This is a genomic window from Plantibacter sp. Leaf1 (assembly GCF_001421315.1).
In the GTDB taxonomy this organism is placed as follows: Bacteria; Actinomycetota; Actinomycetes; order Actinomycetales; family Microbacteriaceae; genus Plantibacter.
Genome location: NZ_LMJX01000004.1, coordinates 191464 through 209598 on the forward strand (window position 1 = coordinate 191464; position 18135 = coordinate 209598).

The 18135-nt window shown below is 70.8% G+C and carries 21 protein-coding genes; 7 read left to right on the forward strand and 14 right to left on the reverse strand.

Annotated elements, in window-relative coordinates:
• Window positions 1-143: 143 nt before the first annotated feature.
• From ASE44_RS17720 to ASE44_RS17745, 6 genes are all read left to right on the forward strand, one after another.
• Entirely contained in the window at window positions 144-1109 is a 966-nt protein-coding gene (locus ASE44_RS17720; RefSeq protein ID WP_082456208.1) for a rhodanese-related sulfurtransferase, read from the forward strand.
• A 10-nt stretch (window positions 1110-1119) separates the two neighbouring features.
• A complete protein-coding gene (locus ASE44_RS17725) occupies window positions 1120-1593 on the forward strand; it encodes an SRPBCC family protein (RefSeq protein WP_327078821.1) in 474 nt (157 codons plus the stop codon).
• A 135-nt stretch (window positions 1594-1728) separates the two neighbouring features.
• A complete protein-coding gene (locus ASE44_RS17730; protein WP_056782242.1) occupies window positions 1729-2682 on the forward strand; it encodes an L-lactate dehydrogenase in 954 nt (317 codons plus the stop codon).
• A 106-nt stretch (window positions 2683-2788) separates the two neighbouring features.
• Window positions 2789-3694: an ABC transporter ATP-binding protein gene (locus ASE44_RS17735; protein ID WP_056010684.1), complete on the forward strand. Its 906-nt coding sequence runs from the start codon at window positions 2789-2791 to the stop codon at window positions 3692-3694.
• Window positions 3691-4515 (forward strand): ABC transporter permease subunit, encoded by an 825-nt coding sequence (locus tag ASE44_RS17740; protein WP_056010681.1) that lies wholly within the window; start codon window positions 3691-3693, stop codon window positions 4513-4515. The genes ASE44_RS17735 and ASE44_RS17740 overlap by 4 nt, the downstream gene beginning before the upstream one ends.
• Window positions 4516-4580: 65 nt before the next feature.
• Window positions 4581-5597, forward strand: coding sequence for an MDR family oxidoreductase (locus ASE44_RS17745; protein WP_056782244.1), 1017 nt, complete (start codon window positions 4581-4583; stop codon window positions 5595-5597).
• A 265-nt stretch (window positions 5598-5862) separates the two neighbouring features.
• Here the strand turns inward: ASE44_RS17745 and ASE44_RS17750 are convergent, their stop codons facing one another.
• The 9 genes from ASE44_RS17750 to hemQ form a co-directional block, all read right to left on the reverse strand.
• Entirely contained in the window at window positions 5863-6153 is a 291-nt protein-coding gene (locus ASE44_RS17750) for a hypothetical protein (protein ID WP_056010675.1), read from the reverse strand.
• A gap of 113 nt (window positions 6154-6266) precedes the next feature.
• On the reverse strand, window positions 6267-6680 hold the full coding sequence (locus ASE44_RS17755) for a DUF4190 domain-containing protein (RefSeq protein WP_056010672.1): 414 nt from the start codon (window positions 6678-6680) through the stop codon (window positions 6267-6269).
• 190 nt (window positions 6681-6870) lie between these two features.
• Window positions 6871-7218, reverse strand: a complete 348-nt coding sequence (locus ASE44_RS17760; protein WP_056010669.1) for a hypothetical protein — start codon at window positions 7216-7218, stop codon at window positions 6871-6873.
• 107 nt (window positions 7219-7325) lie between these two features.
• Window positions 7326-8741, reverse strand: a complete 1416-nt coding sequence (locus tag ASE44_RS17765) for a glutamate-1-semialdehyde 2,1-aminomutase (protein ID WP_056782246.1) — start codon at window positions 8739-8741, stop codon at window positions 7326-7328.
• The gene (hemB, locus tag ASE44_RS17770) at window positions 8738-9745 is read right to left on the reverse strand and encodes a porphobilinogen synthase (RefSeq protein ID WP_082456209.1); all 1008 of its coding nucleotides are present in this window, start codon (window positions 9743-9745) and stop codon (window positions 8738-8740) included. The genes ASE44_RS17765 and hemB overlap by 4 nt, the downstream gene beginning before the upstream one ends.
• Window positions 9746-9874: 129 nt before the next feature.
• On the reverse strand, window positions 9875-10672 hold the full coding sequence (locus ASE44_RS17775; protein WP_056011913.1) for a uroporphyrinogen-III synthase: 798 nt from the start codon (window positions 10670-10672) through the stop codon (window positions 9875-9877).
• A gap of 23 nt (window positions 10673-10695) precedes the next feature.
• A complete protein-coding gene (gene hemC / locus ASE44_RS17780; RefSeq protein WP_056782247.1) occupies window positions 10696-11643 on the reverse strand; it encodes a hydroxymethylbilane synthase in 948 nt (315 codons plus the stop codon).
• Window positions 11640-12890, reverse strand: a complete 1251-nt coding sequence (locus tag ASE44_RS17785; RefSeq protein ID WP_056782248.1) for a ferrochelatase — start codon at window positions 12888-12890, stop codon at window positions 11640-11642. Before ASE44_RS17785 ends, hemC begins: the two co-directional genes overlap by 4 nt.
• Complete coding sequence (gene hemQ, locus ASE44_RS17790) at window positions 12890-13612, reverse strand: hydrogen peroxide-dependent heme synthase (protein ID WP_056010659.1); 723 nt, start codon at window positions 13610-13612, stop codon at window positions 12890-12892. Before hemQ ends, ASE44_RS17785 begins: the two co-directional genes overlap by 1 nt.
• Before the next feature lie 91 nt (window positions 13613-13703).
• On the opposite strand from hemQ, the gene ASE44_RS17795 reads away from it, so the two are divergent.
• Window positions 13704-14168 (forward strand): GNAT family N-acetyltransferase, encoded by a 465-nt coding sequence (locus ASE44_RS17795; protein WP_056782250.1) that lies wholly within the window; start codon window positions 13704-13706, stop codon window positions 14166-14168.
• Between the two features lie 26 nt (window positions 14169-14194).
• Here ASE44_RS17795 and ASE44_RS17800 read toward each other — a convergent pair whose 3' ends face one another.
• From ASE44_RS17800 to hemE, 5 genes are all read right to left on the reverse strand, one after another.
• Window positions 14195-14446, reverse strand: a complete 252-nt coding sequence (locus ASE44_RS17800; RefSeq protein ID WP_056010652.1) for a DUF3618 domain-containing protein — start codon at window positions 14444-14446, stop codon at window positions 14195-14197.
• A complete protein-coding gene (locus tag ASE44_RS17805) occupies window positions 14436-14858 on the reverse strand; it encodes a phage holin family protein (protein ID WP_162235765.1) in 423 nt (140 codons plus the stop codon). The genes ASE44_RS17800 and ASE44_RS17805 overlap by 11 nt, the downstream gene beginning before the upstream one ends.
• A gap of 17 nt (window positions 14859-14875) precedes the next feature.
• The gene (locus tag ASE44_RS17810; RefSeq protein WP_056010646.1) at window positions 14876-15283 is read right to left on the reverse strand and encodes a hypothetical protein; all 408 of its coding nucleotides are present in this window, start codon (window positions 15281-15283) and stop codon (window positions 14876-14878) included.
• Between the two features lie 141 nt (window positions 15284-15424).
• Window positions 15425-16969: an NAD(P)/FAD-dependent oxidoreductase gene (locus ASE44_RS17815; RefSeq protein WP_056010643.1), complete on the reverse strand. Its 1545-nt coding sequence runs from the start codon at window positions 16967-16969 to the stop codon at window positions 15425-15427.
• Window positions 16966-18057 (reverse strand): uroporphyrinogen decarboxylase, encoded by a 1092-nt coding sequence (gene hemE / locus ASE44_RS17820; protein WP_056010640.1) that lies wholly within the window; start codon window positions 18055-18057, stop codon window positions 16966-16968. The genes ASE44_RS17815 and hemE overlap by 4 nt, the downstream gene beginning before the upstream one ends.
• Between the last annotated feature and the right edge of the window lie 78 nt (window positions 18058-18135).

The following is an 18135-nucleotide window of genomic DNA, read 5'->3' on the forward strand; positions in this document are numbered from 1 at the left end:
GGGAGGCGGATCGGGGCGGGTGCCCTTCGACAAGCTCAGGGACAGGACGGGGGAGCTCCGGGATCGGACGGGGCGGGAGCTCAGGGACCGGAGCCGGGGCCGGACACGGGAGCGGGCCGCCCACCGGCGATTACGATTGACCGGTGGCCGACCCGAAGATCCTCCTGTACTACGCGTTCGCGCCCCTCGCGGACCCGGAGGCGATCCGCCTGTGGCAGCGCGACCTCTGCGAGTCGCTCGGTCTCCGCGGCCGCATCCTCATCTCGAAGGACGGCATCAACGGCACCGTCGGCGGCGAGCTCGACGCCTGCAAGCTCTATGTCCGGAAGACGACGGAGCACCCCGCGTTCCGCGGCCTGGACGTGAAGTGGAGCGACGGTTCCGGCTTCGTCGAGGACGACACCGTCCGCACGGCAAAGCACCGGCCCGCACCGTGGCGGCGGATCAGCGACTTCCCGAAGCTCAGCGTCAAGGTGCGCGAGGAGATCGTGTCCTTCGGCGCCCCCGGCGAACTCCAGGTGGACGACCACGGCGTCACCGGCGGAGGGGTGCACCTCCAGCCCACCGAACTGCACGAGCTCGTGGCCGAACGCGGCGACGAGGTCGTCTTCTTCGACGGCCGCAACGCGTTCGAGGCGGAGATCGGCCGGTTCGCGGGCGCGGTCGTGCCGGACGTCGCGACCACGCGGGACTTCGTCGCAGAGCTGGACAGCGGCAAGTACGACCATCTCAAGGACAAGCCCGTCGTCACCTATTGCACCGGCGGCATCCGCTGTGAGGTGCTGTCGGGGCTCATGCGCTCGCGCGGGTTCGGCGAGGTCTACCAACTCGACGGCGGCATCGTCCGGTACGGCGAGCAGTTCGGCGACGACGGCCTCTGGGAGGGTTCGTTGTACGTGTTCGACAAGCGCGGTTCGCTGGACTTCAGCGACCACGCCGCCGTCATCGGGCACTGCGTCGTCTGCGACACGGCGACGAAGCACCTGCAGAACTGCGCCGACCCGTCGTGCAAGACGCAACTCGTGGTCTGCGAGGCGCACGCGGACGGCCCGACCGGTGGCCCGCGGTGCGTCGTCCACGCCGACGCAGCGCCGGCCGCGATCGCCTGAGCGAGCACCCGTGACCTCCCACTTCATCCTCCGCACCGAGCTCGACGGCACGATGGAGCAGGCGTTCGAGCTCTCGCGTTCGATCGACGCGCACCTCGGCTCGATGCAGCACACCGGCGAGCGCGCGATCGGCGGAGTGACCTCCGGCCTCATCGGCCTGGGCGAGACGGTCACCTGGCGCGCGCGGCACTTCGGCATCCCGTGGACGATGACGAGCCGGATCACCGAGTTCCAAGAACACGACCGCTTCACCGACGAGCAGGTGAGCGGCCCGTTCCGCAGCTTCCGGCACATCCACCTCTTCGAACCACTCGAGCGCCCGATGGGCACGGCGCGCACCATCATGCTCGACGACATCACCTTCTCGGCACCGCTCGGCCCCCTGGGGGTCGTCGCCGAGCACCTCGCCCTGACGAGGCATCTGCAGCGGCTCATCCGCGCACGGAACCGGTGGCTCGCGGACGCCCTCCGACACGCTCGATGACCGGAGGGGGTGACTCAGTGACCGATCCGGTCCCTGAGCCTGTCGAAGGGCGGGCGATACCTCGACATCGAGACAACCCGAGCGCTGACGCGCTCGACTCCGACCACGCACATCCGCCCCTGCCAAGATGGTGCCATGGGTGTTCGCACGAAGTCGAAACTGGCCATCATCGGGGCGGGAAGCGTCGGTTCGTCCCTCGCCTACGCCTCGCTCATCCGCGGCAGCGCCCGTCGGGTGGCGCTCTACGACATCGACGGCAAGCGCGCCTCCGCCGAAGTCCTCGACCTCGCGCACGGGACGCAGTTCACCGGGTCGAGCAGCATCACCGGTGGTGACGACATCTCCGTCGTCGCCGACGCCGACGTGGTCGTCATCACGGCCGGCGCCAAACAGGAACCCGGCCAGACCCGCCTCGACCTCGCGGGGACGAACATCCGCATCCTCGAACAGCTGCTCCCGAAACTCGTCGAGCACGCGCCCGACGCCGTCTACATGCTCGTCACGAACCCGTGCGACGTCCTCACCGTCGCCGCCCAGCAGATCACCGGCCTGCCCCGGGAGCGGGTCTTCTCCTCCGGGACCGTCCTCGACACCTCCCGCCTGCGCTGGCTCCTGGCCGAGCGCGCCGGGGTCGCGACCTCCGCCGTGCACGCGCTCATCGTCGGAGAGCACGGCGACAGCGAACTCCCCCTGTGGTCACAGGCGACCATCGGCCCCGTGCCGATCCTCGACTGGGAGCTGCCCGACGGTTCACGCTTCACCGAGCAGCAGCTCGACGAGATCGCCGTCGACGTCCGAACCGCCGCCTACCGGGTCATCGAGGGCAAGGGGGCGACGAACTACGCGATCGGCCTGTCGGGGGCGCGCATCGTCGAAGCCATCCTCGGCGACGAGCACGCGATCCTCCCGGTGAGCACCGTGCTCGACGGATACCACGGCGTGAGTGGCGTGGCACTGTCGGTGCCGAGCATCGTCGACCGCTCCGGGGTGCGCTCGGTGGTCGACGTCGCCATGTCGCCGCGTGAGGAGCAGCAGTTCGCCGACTCGGCCGCGGCCGTCCGCGCATCGCTCGACTCCCTCGGGCTCTAGCGGGCCGATCGGATCTCCCCCCAGCGGCCGATGCGCGACCGGTATCGCCCCCGGTAGCGTGGACGGACGAGGTGCGGATCCGGCCGCGCCCGTGGGGAGGCACCGGATGACCGCTGGCGTGACGATCGAGTTCGACGGACTCTCGAAATCCTTCGGGGCGGTGCAAGCGGTCGATGATCTGACGTTCCACGTGGAACCGGGGAAGGTCACCGGCTTCCTCGGGCCGAACGGCGCCGGGAAGACCACCACCCTGCGCATGCTGCTCGGACTCGTGCAACCCAGCTCGGGAAGCGCGACCTTCGGTGGGGTGCCGTACGCCAAGCTCCCGGTGCCGGCCGCGACCGTCGGCGCGGCCCTCGAGGCGGCGAGCTTCGTCCCCGGGCGCACCGCCCGCAACCACCTGCGGGTGCACGCCTCGGCAGCACGGCTGCCGTCCGACCGCGTCGATGCGGTGCTCGCGCAGGTCGGACTGCTCGACGTGGCGGACCGCCGCGTCGCCGGGTACTCCCTCGGTATGCGGCAACGCCTCGGTCTCGCGACCGCGCTGCTCGGCGACCCCGGTGTGCTGGTCCTCGACGAGCCCATCAACGGCCTCGACCCCGAGGGCATCAAGTGGATCCGCGGGTTCCTGACCGCGCTCGCGGCGGAGGGCCGGACGGTCCTCATCAGCTCCCACCTGCTCAGCGAGGTGCAGCAGTCGGTCGACGAGGTCGTCATCATCGCGAAGGGACGCCTCGCGCACGTCGGCACCCTCGCGAGCCTCGACGCCGCCGACACCCTCCGGGTCGTCGTCAACTCGCCCGAGCACGAACGCCTCGCCGAGGCACTCACCGCCGCCGGCTACACCTTCGACCAGGCCCGCTCGGGGCTCGTCGTGCACGACGTCGAATCCATCGACATCGGCCGCGTCGCGCTCGCCGCAGGCATCCCGCTCAGTGCACTGTCGCGGCATCGATCGGGGCTCGAGGATTCGTTCCTCGCCCTCGTCAGCGGCGGGGAGGACCACGCATGACCTCGCTCCTGGCAGCTGTCCGTTCCGAATTCCTCAAGGTCTTCACCACCCGCGTGTGGTGGGGGCTCGCGCTCATCCTGTTCGTGTACGTCGGTTTCGCCGCGGCCGGGGCCGCGCTCCTGTTCGCCAACATCCCGGGGGCCGCGGAGTCCAGCGGCGGCGGCGCTCAGGCGACCAGCGAGATGCTCACCCAACCGAGCCTCATCTACGGTTTCGCGACGAGCATCGGATACGTGTTCCCGGTGCTGCTCGGAGCGCTCGCCACGACCGGTGAGTTCCGGCATCAGAGCCTCACGCCGACGTTCCTCGCCAACCCGAACCGCGGCCATGTGCTCGTCGGCAAGGTCCTCGCCCTCACCGGTGTGGGCGCGCTCTACGGTGTGATCGCCCTCGTGGCGTCGGTCGGTCTCGGTGGCGGGGCTCTCGCGATCAGCGGAGTCGATCCCCTGTTGACCGATCCCGACACCTGGGCGCTCATCGGCCGGGCGGTCCTCGCCATGGCGCTGTGGGGTGCGATCGGCGTCGGCCTCGGTGCCGTCCTCCCGAGCCAGGTCGGTGCGATCATCGTGGTGCTCGCGTTCACCCAGTTCGTGGAGCCGCTCCTGCGGCTGGCGTCGTCGTTCTCCGAGGTCACCGCGTCGATCGGCCGGTTCCTCCCCGGAGCCGCGACCGACGCGCTGGTCGGCCCGAGCTTCTACTCGATGATGTCCGCGCAGCAGGACGCGCTGACCTGGTGGCAGGGCGGGCTCGTGCTGCTCGGGATCGGTGTCGTCGTCGCCCTCGTCGGCTACGCCACCACCTGGCGACGCGACGTGACCTAGCCCGAGCCGGAAGCGTAGGCTCGACGAAGCCAACCACCGGCGCCAACGCCGGAGACGGGAGCACCATGGGCCGCGCATACGTCATCGAGCAGGTCGAGCACGAGGGCGGGAAGCCCACGCGGACCGTCGAGCTCCGCGATCTCGCCGACGCCGAACTCCCCGACGAGTCGGTCACCGTCGACGTCGAGTTCTCCAGCATCAACTACAAGGACGCCCTCGTCCTCACCGGGAAGCCGGGTGTCGTCCGCGAGTTCCCGATGATCGCCGGCATCGACCTCGTCGGTGTCGTCGCGGAATCGAGCGATCCCGCTTGGACGGCCGGCGACCGCGTGGCCCTGTTCGGCGACGGCCTGAGCGAGACCCGGTACGGCGGGCTCTCCGAGCGCGCCCGGGTCCGCGCCGACGCGCTCGTCCGGGTGCCCGATCACGTGACGGGCGCACAGGCCGCCGCGATCGGCACCGCCGGGTACACCGCTGCCCTCGCCGTGCTCGCGCTGGAACACGGCAGCGCGACCTCCGGCGCCGTCCGTGTCGGCGGGCTCCCCGTGCTCGTCACGGGAGCAGGCGGTGGGGTCGGGAGCATCGCGATCGCCCTGCTGGCCTCGGCCGGGTTCGAGGTCGCCGCCTCGACCGGTCGGGTCGACGAGCTGGGCGACGCCCTTCGGACGCTCGGTGCCTCCTCGATCGTCGACCGGGCAGAGTTCGCCGCAGCCGGCCGGCCGCTCGGCAGCCAACGCTGGGCGGGAGCCGTCGACTCGGTCGGTGGGCAGACGCTCGCGACGGTCCTGTCGCAGGTCGAGTACGGCGGGACGGTCGCCGCGTGCGGTCTCGCGGGTGGGTCCGACCTCCCGACGTCGGTCATGCCGTTCATCCTGCGCGGGGTCACCCTCGCCGGCGTCAACTCCGTCGAGGCACCCCTCCCCCTGCGGCAGGCGGCGTGGGAGCGGGTCACCAGCGCGCTCGACCTCGACGTCCTCGACACCCTGACCGAGACGGTCGCCCTCGCCGACGCGGTCGACGCCGCCGAGCGGGTCCTCTCCGGCTCGGTCCACGGCCGCATCGTCGTCGACGTCCGCGCCTGACCCCGCGTTCACAATTCGGGACGGACCCGGCGAGCCGCCCCACTGCTCACGCGATCCACGGCCGACACACCGGCACGCTCCTGAATTGCGAACAACCGGAGCTGAGTCCCCTCGGCGTTCGCAACTCAGGACGGGCCCGGCGAGTCGCGCACTGATCGCACCGCGCGATGCCGACACGCCGGCGTGCTCCTGAGTTGCGAACGCGGGAACGCGACAGCGGCCGGTACCCGAAGGCACCGACCGCTGTCGACGGAACTGCTGAGACTCAGTAGCCGGCGGTCGACATGACCGAACCGAGGGCGACGAAGTAGAGGATCGAGCCGATGATGCCGAGCACGAGGAGGATGGCGCCGATGATGACACCGATCTTCGCGAGCTGGTTCGGGTAACCGGCTGCCTTGGACTGGTTCTTCGCGACGAGGCTGATGATCAGGCCGACGAGCGGCACGACGATCGCGAGGATGAGGCCGACGAGGCCGAGGGTCTTGCCCGGGTAGTCGGCGGGCAGTGCCGCGCCCTGCTGCTGGCCGGGGTTGTACTGAGGTGCGTTGGTCATGATGGTTCCTCTCGAGGATGGTTGATGCGCCAGGGGCGCGAGCCAACAGTAGTGGGTGAGATACCCGACAGGGGATGGGGACAACTCCCCAATATCCGACGGGCGTCGCGGAACTACGGGCAGGTGATGGTGGTGGTGCCGTCAGTGTGGACGCCGCTGCCGAGCGACTCGCACGCCTCGTTGAACGCCGCCGCACCGATCGCGACTGCGGCGATCGTGATGATGATGCCGAGGACGATGAAGACGATCGAGAGGATGAGGCCGACCTTCGCGAGGGTGTTCTTGACCCCGGCGTTCTTGGACTGCACGAGAGCGACGATGCTCAGGATGAGACCGATCGGCGGCGCGAGGAACGCGAGGATCAGGCCGACGATGCCGAGGGTCTTGCCCGCGGTCGCGTCGCCGGACGGAGCCGAACCGCCGGAGTAGGCCGGAGCCGAGGAGCCGTACTGATCCTTCGGCGGCTGCGGTGCCTGCGGGGCCTGCGGCGGCTGGCCGGGGTATTCACCGGGAGGAGGAGTCGACATGGGCTGTGGTCCTTTCGAACAGGCGGGTCTTCGGAGGTTCGAGCGGCCCCAGGATACCGGTCAGATGCCGTTTTGTGCCCTGTTCGAGGGAATTGGTCGCGAACGACCCTGATCAGCGTCACGGCGCGGGTGCGTCGGCTCCGAGGGTGCGGCCAGGACCGGGAAGCCCACAAGGCCTCCCGAGGAGCGCCTAGTGCAGGTCGAGCGCGGCGATGAGTTCGGCGCTCCGCCGGGTCGTGATGATGAGCCGCGAGTACTCGGTGTCTTCCAGATCGATGACGACCGACGGCTTCGTGCCCTTGATGACGAGGAAGTCCTTACCGCCGTGGAACTTCCACTGCCCGATGGCGAGGGTCAGCGGGATCGCCGTGCCGGGTGCGCGGATGCCGCGGACCCAGATCCACGGGTCGTCGGTGATGGTGGCGGAACGGATGCTCGACCGTGGCACGACGACGTTGCTCCGACGCAGGGAGAGTGCCTTGTCGTACGCGGACAGTTCGATCTCCAGTCGGTCGGGGTGCAGACGCAAGGAGGCCATGCCTCTAGTCTGCCAAGCCCCACCGACGTTCGCGTTGCCGGAAGTTCACAAAGCGGTAACGCATGACCTGTCCCCGGACCGACGACGCCCCGCCACTGCCACCCGCCTCAGCGGATGGCCGCCGCGGCCGCGCGTGCGGCAGCGGGGAGCGCGTCGACGATGCGCCCGATCGCCTCGTCGTCGTGCGCCGCGGAGACGAACCAGGCCTCGTAGACGCTCGGCGGCAGGGACACCCCGGCGTCGAGCATGCGGTGGAAGAACGCCGGGTACCGGAAGGCGTCCTGGCGGAGGACGGCCGCGTAGTCGGTCGGGGCCGTCTCGCTGAACGCGAAGGAGAACAGGTTCCCCGCATGCTGGACGGTGTGGGCGACGCCGGCCTCCGTGAGGGCGTTCGACGTGGCCTCCGAGACGGTCGCGGCCGCGGTATCCACCCGACGGTAGACCTCCTGGTCGGCCAGGCGCAGCGTCTCGATGCCCGCGGCGAGGGCGACCGGGTTCCCCGAGAGGGTGCCAGCCTGGTAGACCGGGCCGAGTGGTGCGAGCAGATCCATGAGCTCCGCCCGCCCGCCGAGCGCCGCGAGCGGCATGCCGCCGCCGATGACCTTGCCGAAGGTGAAGAGGTCGGGCTGGTACACCCCGACCGGGATGCTGATCGCACCGGTGGGGTTCGCGACCGCGTGGTTGCCGGCCTCCCAGTCCTCGGCACCGGGCGTCGGCACCGTGCCTGGCGCGACCGCGGCGAGGCCACGGTTGTCGAGTCCCCACCAACCGGCGGAGGAGACGCGGAAACCGGTGAGCACCTCGTCGATGATGACGAGGGCTCCGTGCTCGTGGGCGAGCTTGACGACCGCGGCGTTGAATCCCGGCGCGGGAGGGACGACACCCATGTTGGCGGAGGCCGCCTCCATGATGATCGCGGCGATGTCGGCCCCACGCTCCGCGAAGACCGTCTGGAGCGCCGCGCGGTCGTTGTACGGGACGACGATCGTCTGCGCGGCGGTCTCGGCGGTGACGCCCGCCGACCCCGGCAGGGCGAGCGTCGCGACGCCCGAACCGGCCTCGGCGAGCAGGCCGTCGGAGTGACCGTGGTAGTGCCCGGCGAACTTCACGATGAGGCTCCGGCCCGTGGCACCGCGCGCGAGACGGATCGCCGTCATGGTCGCCTCGGTTCCGGTGGAGACCATGCGCAGCTTCTCGATCGGCGCGACACCGGAGGCCTGGACGCGCTCCTTGACGAGTTCCGCGAGTTCCGTCTCGGCCGGGGTCGACGCCCCGAACGACAGCCCACGGGCGGCGGCCACCTGGACGGCCTCGACGACCTGCGGATGGGCGTGACCGAGCAGCGCCGGACCCCACGCGCTGACGAGGTCGACGTACTCGACGCCCTCGGAGTCGGTGATGTACGGCCCCGTGGCGGACACCATGAAGCGCGGCGTGCCACCGACCGAGCGGAAGGCGCGGACGGGCGAGTTCACGCCGCCCGGGATGGAGCGCTGGGCTCGCGCGAATGCTGCGTCGTTCATCGGGTTCCTCCCGCGCGCAGGCCGCGCGACTCGTCCAGCCAGGCGGCGAGCTCGACGGCCCAGTACGTCAGCACGGCTTCGGCGCCGGCGCGCTTGATCGACAACACCGACTCCTCGATCGCCCGACGGCGGTCGATCCAGCCCTGGCGGGCGGCGGCCTCGATCATGGCGTACTCGCCGGACACCTGGTACGCCCACACCGGGATCGACACCGTGTCGGCGACGTCGGCCAGGACGTCGAGGAAGCTCCCCGCGGGCTTCACCATGACGATGTCGGCACCCTCGGCCTCGTCGATGAGCGCCTCGCGGAGTCCTTCACGACGGTTGGCGGGGTCGAGCTGGTACGTGCGGCGGTCGCCCTGGAGCTGCGAGTCGACGGCCTCGCGGAAGGGGCCGTAGAGGGCCGAGGCGAACTTGGCGGAGTACGCGAGGATGATCGTCTCGTCGAATCCGGCGGCGTCCAGCGTCTCTCGGACCGCGGCGACCTGGCCGTCCATCATGCCGGAGAGGCCGAGCAGCGCGGAACCGGCTTCGGCCTGCGCGAGCGCCATGTCGCGGTAGCGGTCGAGCGTCCGGTCGTTGTCGACGCGTCCGCGGGCGTCGAGGACGCCGCAGTGGCCGTGGTCGGTGAACTCGTCGAGGCAGAGGTCGGTCTGGACCACGAGGGCGTCGCCCACCTCGGCGACGAGCGCACGCGTCGCGACGTTGAGGATGCCCTCGGGGTCGGTCGCGCCGGAGCCGATCGCGTCGCGCTCCGACGGCACACCGAAGAGCATGACCCCGCCGATGCCGGCCTCGGCCGCCTCGACCGCCGCACGCTTGGCGCTGTCGATCGTGTGCTGCCTGACGCCCGGCATCGAGGTGATCTCGACGGACTCCGAGATGCCCTCACGGACGAACATGGGCAGGACGAGCTCCGCCGGATCCAGCCGGGTCTCGCTCACGAGGCGACGGATGGCCGGCTGTTGCCGGAGACGACGGGGACGGGTCTCGGGGATACTCACCCGTCAAGCCTACGCGTCACCACCGACGCACCCTCCCGGTTCGCGCAGGGCGTGATGCCGGTCGGGGTATGACGCCGGTCGGGGCGTGATGTCGGTCGGGGCGTGACGTCGGTCGGGGCGTGACGTCGGTCAGGCCCTGCCGCCGTCGGCGCCGTCCTCGCGGTTCCGACGGAGCGCGGCCGCCACGATCGCCTCGATGAGCGAGTCGACCGTCTGCTGCTCGGCGACGACGTCGACCCGGAGGCCGTAGCCACGGGCGTCGCGGGCCGTGCGTGGCCCGATCGCGGCGATGACGGTGCTGTCGGGGATCTCGGGGAACTGCGACCGGACCTGCTCCGCGACACTGCCCGAGGTCACGAGGATGGCACGCACGCGCCCGCTCGCGACGTCGGCCACGATCTTCTCCGCGACCGGGACGCCCACCGTGCGGTAGGCGACGACCGACTGCACGTCGTGCCCGGCCGCGATGAGGCCCTCGGTGAGCAGTGGCTTCGCGATGGCCGAACGCAGCGTCAGGATGCGCTTCGGGTGCGGTTCGAGGACGGTGAGGTCCTGCACCATGCCCTTGGCCGAGTTGTCCTTCGCCGGGACGAGGTCGACGCTGTAGCCGACCGCGGTGAGCGCCGCAGCGGTGGTCTCGCCGACCGCGGCGACGCGGGTCGTCTCGGGGATGCGGATCCGCTGCGAGGACAGGACGTCGACCGTGGTCGCGCTCGTCACCGTCAGCCAGTCGAACTCCCCGGCCTCGAGCGCGGCGAGCGCGGTCGCGAGGGTCTCGGGGTCGTCGGTGCTGGCGAAGTTGATCATTGGGGCGACGACCGGGGTGCCACCCTTGCCGCGGACCGTACCGGCGACAGAGTCGCCCCACGGCCCGCCGCGCGGCACGAGCACGCGCCACCCGCCGAGGGGTTTGGTTGGGGTGGGCACGGTGTCCGGTTTCGTCCAGTCCTTCACGCGGTGCCTCCCAGCGGAGCCAGGTCGGCTGCGCCGGCCTCGATGAGTTCGTCGGCGAGCGAGACGCCGAGCGCGTCCGCCGCCTGCAGCAGCTCACGCCCGTGGCCCTCACCCGAGAACCCCTCGGAGCGGCTCTCCCGGTGGATCATCCGTGCGCCGTCGAGCGAGTACACGGCGGCCTGCAGCACGAGGACCTCGTCGTCGAGCCAGGCGGCAGCGCCGACCGGAGCGGAGCAACCCGCTTCGAGGCGTCGCAGCACGGCGCGCTCGGCGGTGGCCTGCCAGCGGCTCGGGGCGTGGTCGAGCAGGGCGATCGATCCCGCGATGGAGGACTCCTCGTCGGCGAGGCACTCGACCGCGAGCGCACCCTGCCCGGGTGCCGTCGGCCAGGTGTCGAGGTCGAAGAGACCGGTGACGGCGTCGAGTCGGCCCAGACGGGTGAGGCCGGCGGCGGCCAGGACGACCGCGTCGAGGTCGTCGTCGATGCGTCGGAGACGGGTGTCGATGTTGCCGCGGATGTCGACGACGTCGAGATCGGGACGGATGCGCTTCAGCTGGGCGATGCGGCGTGGGGAGCCGGTCCCGATGCGGGCGCCCTGCGGCAGATCGTCGAGCGAGCGGTCGCCGGAGGCGCACAGGGCGTCGCGCGGGTCCTCACGCATCGGCATCGCGGCGATCGTGAACTCCTCCGCCTGCGCCGTCGGGAGGTCCTTCAGCGAGTGCACGATGAGGTCGCAGGCACCGTCGAGCAGGGCGTCGCGGAGGGCGTTGACGAACACGCCGGTGCCCCCGATGGTCGCGAGCGACTCACGGCTGGTGTCGCCCTGCGTGGTGATGGTGACGATCTCCACGTCCTCGCCGGTGGCCGCCGTGAGGGCGTCCGCCACATGACCGGTCTGCGCCAGCGCGAGAGCACTGCCGCGGGTTCCGATGCGAAGGGTCATGGGGCGATCCCGGAGAACGCCGGCTTGAAGCCCAGGCGGGCGTTCTCGCAGCACCCGGGGCGGCAGACGTCGTACCACGGACCGAGGTCGGTCATGTGCGGGCGCTCCTCGACCGGGGTCCCGTCGCGACGCTCCAGGACGAGGTCGATGAGCCCCTTCACATAGGCGGCGGACGTGCCGGGAGTCGGCACGCGGACGGCCGCGAGGTCGTGCTCACCGGCGGTCTCGATGGCCTCGTTGTCGAGGTCCCACATGACCTCCATGTGGTCGCTCACGAATCCGAGCGGCACGATGACGATGGCCTTGCGACCTGCTGCGGGGAGCTCGGCGATGGCGTCGTTGATGTCGGGCTCGAGCCACGGCATGCTCGGCGGGCCGGAGCGGGACTGGTAGACGAGCTGCCACGGCACGGAGATGCCGCTGCCGACGGCGCCACCGAGGACACCGTTCTCACGCAGCTGGTCGATCGCATTGGCCATGACGACCTCGGCCACCGCGAGGTGCTGGGCCTCGTAGGCACCGTGATCGCCGAAGTTCCGGAAGTCGGGGCCGGAGCGGGCCGCGTCGCCGGTCGGGATCGAGTGGGTCGCGAAGAGCACCTCGATCTGGGTCTCGGCGACGAGCTCGGGCTGCTCCCGCAGGTAGTCGGCGATCGCGTCGCGGACACCGTCGATGAACGGCGTCACGAAGCCCGGGTGGTCGAAGAACTGACGCACCTTGTCGATCTGGATCTCGCCCTGCAGGTTCGTCTCGTCGACCGCCATCGCGAAGTCCTCGCGGTACTGACGACAGCTGGAGTAGGACGAGTAGGCGCTCGTGGCGACGGCGATGAGCTTGGTGAAGCCACGCTCGTGCGCCTCCGTCAGCGCGTCCCTCAGATACGGGTCCCAGTTGCGGTTGCCCCAGAGCACGGGCAGGTCGATCCCGCGCGAGGCGAGTTCGAGCTCCATCGCGGCCTTCAGCGCACGGTTCTGATCGTTGATCGGGCTCACCCCGCCGAAGTGGCGGTAGTGGTGGGCGACCTCTTCGAGGCGCTCCTCCGGGATGCCGCGACCACGCGTGACGTTGCGCAGGAACGGGATGACGTCGTCCTGCCCTTCCGGCCCACCGAATCCGGCGAGGAGGATGGCGTCGTACTTCGTCGGCTCGGAGACGTGCTCGGGACCGGCTGCCGCGGCGTCGGTCGCTCCGCGGACGATGCGCTCCGGAGCGTCCGCTCCTGAGCTGCCCAGGTTCATCGCGGCCATCAGCGAACCACCTCCAGTGCCTCGGCGGGCGTGATGCGGCGTCCCGTGAAGAAGGGCACCTCTTCACGCACGTGGCGACGCGCCTCGGTGTTGCGGAGGTCGCGCATGAGGTCGACGAGCTCGACCACGTCGTCGGCCTCGAGCGGCAGGAGCCACTCGTAGTCGCCGAGGGCGAAGGAGGCCACCGTGTTGGCGAGCACGCCGGTGAAGGCGGCGCCCTGGCGGCCGTGCTCGGCGAGCATCTTGCGACGCTCCTCCTCGGGCAGCAGGTACCACTCGTAGCTGCGGACGAAGGGGTACAGGCAGAGCCACCCCTTCGGCTCGATGCCACGGAGGAAGCCGGGGACGTGCTGACGGTTGAACTCCGCGTCGCGGTGGACGCCCATGGCGTTCCACGTCGGGGCGAGCGAGGCGAGGATGGCCGTGCGGCGCAGCTCGCGGAGACCCGCCTGCAGGCCTTCGGCGGTGTCGCCGTGGAGCCACAGCATGAGGTCGGCGTCGGCGCGGAGACCGGAGACGTCGTAGATGCCGCGCAGCGTCACCCCCTGGGCTTCGATGAGCGCGATGGATGCTTCGAGTTCGGAGACATGCTCTTCGCCGAGCGGCAGCGCACTCGCCGGCTCGCGGCGCAGGACAGCCCAAAGGGTGAATCCTGAGGGGCCAGTCGGGGTGGCTGAGTCGGTCGGGTGGTGCGATGCCTCGGCAGAGGCCGGGTGAGTCATAGTCCTATCCTCACCCAGTTCGGTCGAATGGGCAAAAGTGGCAGGTCACGATTGACACTGAGGTTGCCCTCACAGTCGATACAGTCAGCTGATGACCAGCTTGCACGCCCCCGTCGAGTACCACGTCGCCCACCTGGCGGAGATGGATCCGGTGACGCTCTACCAGGTGCTGAAGATCCGTGTCGACGTGTTCGTCGTGGAGCAGACGGCCCTCTTCGCCGACCTCGACGGGCGGGACCTCGAGGACGGCACCCTCATCGCGTGGGCTCAGGAGGGCACAGAGGTGCTCGCCACGATCCGCATCCTCACGGAGGCGGAGCACTCGGAGATCGGGCGCGTCGCCACCGCGTTCACCGCACGCGGTCGGGGACTGGCCGCGGAACTCATCCGCCGCGCGGTCGCCGAACACGGACACCGTGAGCTCCGCATGGGGGCGCAGAAGCGACTCGCCGACTGGTACGGACGGTTCGGGTTCGTGATCAGCGGCCCGGACTACGTCGAGGACGACATCGTGCACGTGCCGATGACCCGGGCGGTGACCCCGCCCGTGTCCTGAGGCGCAGCGACCCGCGACAGAACGCCCTAGCGGGCGATCGCGCGGACGATGCCCCACACGGCCAGGCCGGCCGCGCCGGCGAGACCGGCGACACCGGCGTAGAACACCGCGGGGCGTTCGACCTTGACGGTCGCGACCCGCACGATGGCACGACGCTTGGCGCGGTGCATCTGCTTCGGGACGTTGAGCTTGTCCTCGATGGCGTTCAGCGTGGCGACGAGCTCGGCGCGAGCCTGCTCGGGCGAGGGCGTGGCCCCCGGGAACTGGTCAACGGTCATACTCGCCGAGTCCCTTCACTGCCTTGATGTCTTCCTTCACGTTGTCCATCGGGCTCGGGTCCTCGTTGATCTTCTTGAAGTACCGCAACGCGATGAGCACGAGGACGGCCGCGACCAGGACGAACAGGACGAACACGCAGAGCGCGGCGAGCCACGACGGCATGACGAGCGCGAGCGCGAGGATCAGGACCGCGACGAGCACCCCGATCGCGAAGAAGAGGAACACGGCCGCGCCGGCGACGAACGCCGCGCCGATGCCCGCGTACTTGCCCTTGTGGGCGAGCTGCGTCTTGACGTTCGCGATCTCGGCCTTGACCAGGTTCGAGACGACGCCAGGCAGCTGACCGACGAGGGTCAGCAGGGACTCGTCGCGTTTGTCGTACCGGGGTTCCGACCGGTTCCGGTCACTCATGAAGCCCATCGTCGGCGCTACTCGCCGCTCTTGGGCTTCGGAGCCGCGGGCTTCCGTGCTGCGGGCTTCGAGGCCGTCGACGTGGAGGTACCGGAGGCCGTGCGGGCGTCGGAGACGGTGTCGGCGACATCCTGAACGGTGTCCTCGGTCTTCGAGATCGCGCGGTCGAGCTTCTGGCCGGGCGTCGAGCCCTGCTGGCTGACGACCTTGGCGACGGCGCTGACGCCGCTCCACAGGGCTGCGGGGACCTCGCTGATGCGGGCCTTGGCGAAGTCCTCGACCTTGCCGCGCTGTGCGCGCACCGGCTTCGCGTTCCACAGCTTGACCCACTGGGTCTTGATCTGCTCGTAGCGTTCGCGTCCGGCGCGGGTCCCGAGCACGTAGCCCGTGAGCCCACCGACGACGAACATGACCTTGCCCTTCATGGCGCCTCCGTCTGTTCGAGTGGTGCTGGGTTGCTGCATCCAACGGGACCAGCGTAGTCGGGTGTCAGTCCGGCGCCACCATCGGGTCGGGGGTTGACAGGAAAAGATGCCGGGTCCGGCATATGGCCGACGCCCGGCCGTCTACCGCTGCAGTGCCTGGTGACGGAGCCGCGCTGCCGCCTCGTGGGCGTCCGGGACGACCGACGCCAGTCCGGTACCGGACAACCAGGCGCCGGTGACCGCGAGATCCGGGACCTCCGCGACCGCCTCGCGGATCGCGTTCGACCGCTCGCGCTGCCCACGCGCTGCGGTCGGCTGCGTCCCCGTCCAGGAGATGCGGTGGAAGCCACGGACGGTCTCCGGGGCGAGCGGGACACCGAGCATGGCCGACGCGTCGGCGAGCGCGACCGAGCGCAACTCGTCGTCGGACAACGCACTGGTCGCGTCGGCCTCCCCCTGACGACCGAACGACAGGCGGATCACGTGTCGGTGTTCCCCCTGTTCCTTCGCGCGTCCGGCGAGCCAGGCCCACTTGGCGGTCGAGTGCGTGAGCGCCTTCGCGTGGAGGGTCGAACCGGGGGCGACGAGCAGCCCGGAGCCACGGGGCGCCGCGTCCAGAGCCGGCTCGTCGAGCACGATCGTCACGAGTTCGATCGGGGCGGGGAGCAGCGGGTCGCCCGCGTCGTCGCCGGCCGCCGGCAGCTCGCGCAGGGACGGACCGACGTCTGCGAGCAGGGCACGAGCGGACGGTTCAGGTGCCGCGATGAGGATGAGGTCGGCTTCGAGGACCCGCCCGTCCGTCAACGCGACGTACCAGGGCGCGGGCCTGGCTCCGGGGTCTGCCGCACGCTCGCTCATGCGAGGGAGTCCGGCGTCGCCGAGCCCGACGCCTGGACCGTCGACGTCGATGTCGAACGGGTGCCGCGAGATCGCCGTGACGGCGACGCCCGTGATGAGTGTGGACGCCCACCGTTCGAGTTCGGCGACGAGCCCGTCGATGAGCACCGTCATGCCGCCGTCGAGCCCGCCGACCGCAGCACCCGCAGGAGCGTTCTCCCGGAGCGCAGCGACCGCGAGGGACAGCGCACCCGTGCGCGTGAGGGCCTGGTTCAGCCCAGGAGCCGCTCGGTCGACGTCGAGGTCGTCGGGAGCCGCGGAGTAGACGCCCGAGGTGACGGGGGCGACGAGGAGGTCGTGGACGGCGGTCCCCATCCGCTTCCGGACCAGCGCGCCGAGGTTGTGCTCGGCTCCGATCGTGAGCGGCGGACGGATGCGGTCGAGGTACGCGCGCAGCGCGCCCTTCCAGCCGATGACCCGCCGGACGTCGTCCGCCAGGGGGTTCGTCGGGATCCCGAGGAGACCGGCCTTGGGGAGCGGCACGCTCCGCTGGGCCTGACCCGGCTTGGCGACGTGCAACCATGCGCCGGCCCGGTTGGGTCGGACGACGCGGTCGGTCAGGCCGAGCTGCTCGATGAGTTCGGCGACCGAGCCGCCACGGGTGGCGAAGCTCTCCGCCCCGACGTCGACCCGGAGACCGGCGACATCGGCGGCCGCGAGCGCTCCCCCGAACGACTCCTGCGCCTCGACGACCGTCACCGCGATCCCGACCCTGGCGCAGTCGACCGCGCCGACGAGGCCCGCCGCGCCACCACCGATGACGACGAGACGCTTCGGTTCGAGGCTCATGCCGGCTGCCAATCGTGGGCGAGCGCGACGATGCGGGTCAGGACGTCCGGGTCCGTCTCGGGTGGGACACCGTGGCCGAGGTTGAGGACGTGGGACGGCGCCGCCGTACCGCGCTGCAGGATCTCGAGGACATGGGCCTCGAGCACCGGCCAGGGTGCGGCGAGGAGCGCCGGGTCGATGTTGCCCTGCACGGGCACGGTCCCGCCGAGGCGGCGGATGCCCTCGTCGAGCGCGAGCCGGTAGTCGATCCCGACGACGTCGGCGCCGACCCGGTGCATGGCCCCGAGCAGCTCACCCGTGCCGACACCGAAGTGCACCTTCGGCACCGGCAGGTCGGCGACGTGGGCGAGGGCCGCGCGCGAGGCCGGGGCGACATGCCGCTCGTAGTCGTCGAGCGACAGGGCGCCGGCCCAGGAGTCGAACAGCTGCGCGGCTGACGCACCGGCGAGCACCTGCGCCCGGAGGAAGCGGCCCGTGACGTCGGCGCACCACGCCATGAGCCGAGCCCAGGACTCGGGGTCGGCGTGCATGAGGGTGCGGGCGGCGAGGTGGTCCTTCGACGGGCCGCCCTCGACGAGGTAGGCGGCGAGGGTGAACGGTGCGCCGGCGAACCCGATGAGCGGCGTGGTGCCGTCGGCGATGCCGGCGAGCCCCGCCACCGTGCGCGCGACGCCGGCTCGGATGGGTTCCAGGGTGTCGTCGAGGACCGCGGGGTCGAGGGCGACGAGCGCGTCGACCTCGGCGGCCGTCCGCACGGACGAGCCCATGACCGGTCCGCGGCCCGGCACGATCTCCACGGCGACCCCGGCCTGCTTCAGGGGCACGACGATGTCGCTGAAGAAGATGGCCGCGTCCGTGCCGTGGCGACGGATCGGCTGCAGGGTGATCTCACTCGCCATCTCGGGGTCGAGGCACGCGTCGAGCATGGCCGTACCGATCCGCAGCTCGCGGTACTCGGGCAACGACCGACCGGCCTGCCGCATGAACCAGACGGGCGTCCGCTCGGGACGGGTGCCGCGGTACGCGGTGATGAGGGGCGACGCCTCGGTGGTGCCGGTGACCAGGGGATGTTCGGGTGGAAGACTCACCCCTCCATCCTCCCATCTCCCTCCTGCACGAGTGCGGCGAGCCGGCCGCTCGGTGAGGGTCACCTGGGTGGCTTCCCG

Excerpts from the sequence above, each read along its gene's own strand:
- ASE44_RS17810 (WP_056010646.1), bottom strand. The coding sequence starts at position 15,283 with ATGAAGGGCAAGGTCATGTTCGTCGTCGGTGGGCTCACGGGCTACGTG.
- ASE44_RS17805 (WP_162235765.1), bottom strand. The coding sequence starts at position 14,858 with ATGAGTGACCGGAACCGGTCGGAACCCCGGTACGACAAACGCGACGAG.
- hemQ (WP_056010659.1), bottom strand. The coding sequence starts at position 13,612 with ATGACTCACCCGGCCTCTGCCGAGGCATCGCACCACCCGACCGACTCA.
- ASE44_RS17730 (WP_056782242.1), top strand. The coding sequence starts at position 1,729 with ATGGGTGTTCGCACGAAGTCGAAACTGGCCATCATCGGGGCGGGAAGC.
- hemC (WP_056782247.1), bottom strand. The coding sequence starts at position 11,643 with ATGACCCTTCGCATCGGAACCCGCGGCAGTGCTCTCGCGCTGGCGCAG.
- ASE44_RS17760 (WP_056010669.1), bottom strand. The coding sequence starts at position 7,218 with ATGGCCTCCTTGCGTCTGCACCCCGACCGACTGGAGATCGAACTGTCC.
- ASE44_RS17755 (WP_056010672.1), bottom strand. The coding sequence starts at position 6,680 with ATGTCGACTCCTCCTCCCGGTGAATACCCCGGCCAGCCGCCGCAGGCC.
- ASE44_RS17815 (WP_056010643.1), bottom strand. The coding sequence starts at position 16,969 with ATGAGCCTCGAACCGAAGCGTCTCGTCGTCATCGGTGGTGGCGCGGCG.
- ASE44_RS17745 (WP_056782244.1), top strand. The coding sequence starts at position 4,581 with ATGGGCCGCGCATACGTCATCGAGCAGGTCGAGCACGAGGGCGGGAAG.
- ASE44_RS17740 (WP_056010681.1), top strand. The coding sequence starts at position 3,691 with ATGACCTCGCTCCTGGCAGCTGTCCGTTCCGAATTCCTCAAGGTCTTC.
- ASE44_RS17735 (WP_056010684.1), top strand. The coding sequence starts at position 2,789 with ATGACCGCTGGCGTGACGATCGAGTTCGACGGACTCTCGAAATCCTTC.
- ASE44_RS17785 (WP_056782248.1), bottom strand. The coding sequence starts at position 12,890 with ATGGCCGCGATGAACCTGGGCAGCTCAGGAGCGGACGCTCCGGAGCGC.
- ASE44_RS17765 (WP_056782246.1), bottom strand. The coding sequence starts at position 8,741 with ATGAACGACGCAGCATTCGCGCGAGCCCAGCGCTCCATCCCGGGCGGC.
- ASE44_RS17795 (WP_056782250.1), top strand. The coding sequence starts at position 13,704 with ATGACCAGCTTGCACGCCCCCGTCGAGTACCACGTCGCCCACCTGGCG.
- ASE44_RS17750 (WP_056010675.1), bottom strand. The coding sequence starts at position 6,153 with ATGACCAACGCACCTCAGTACAACCCCGGCCAGCAGCAGGGCGCGGCA.
- ASE44_RS17800 (WP_056010652.1), bottom strand. The coding sequence starts at position 14,446 with ATGACCGTTGACCAGTTCCCGGGGGCCACGCCCTCGCCCGAGCAGGCT.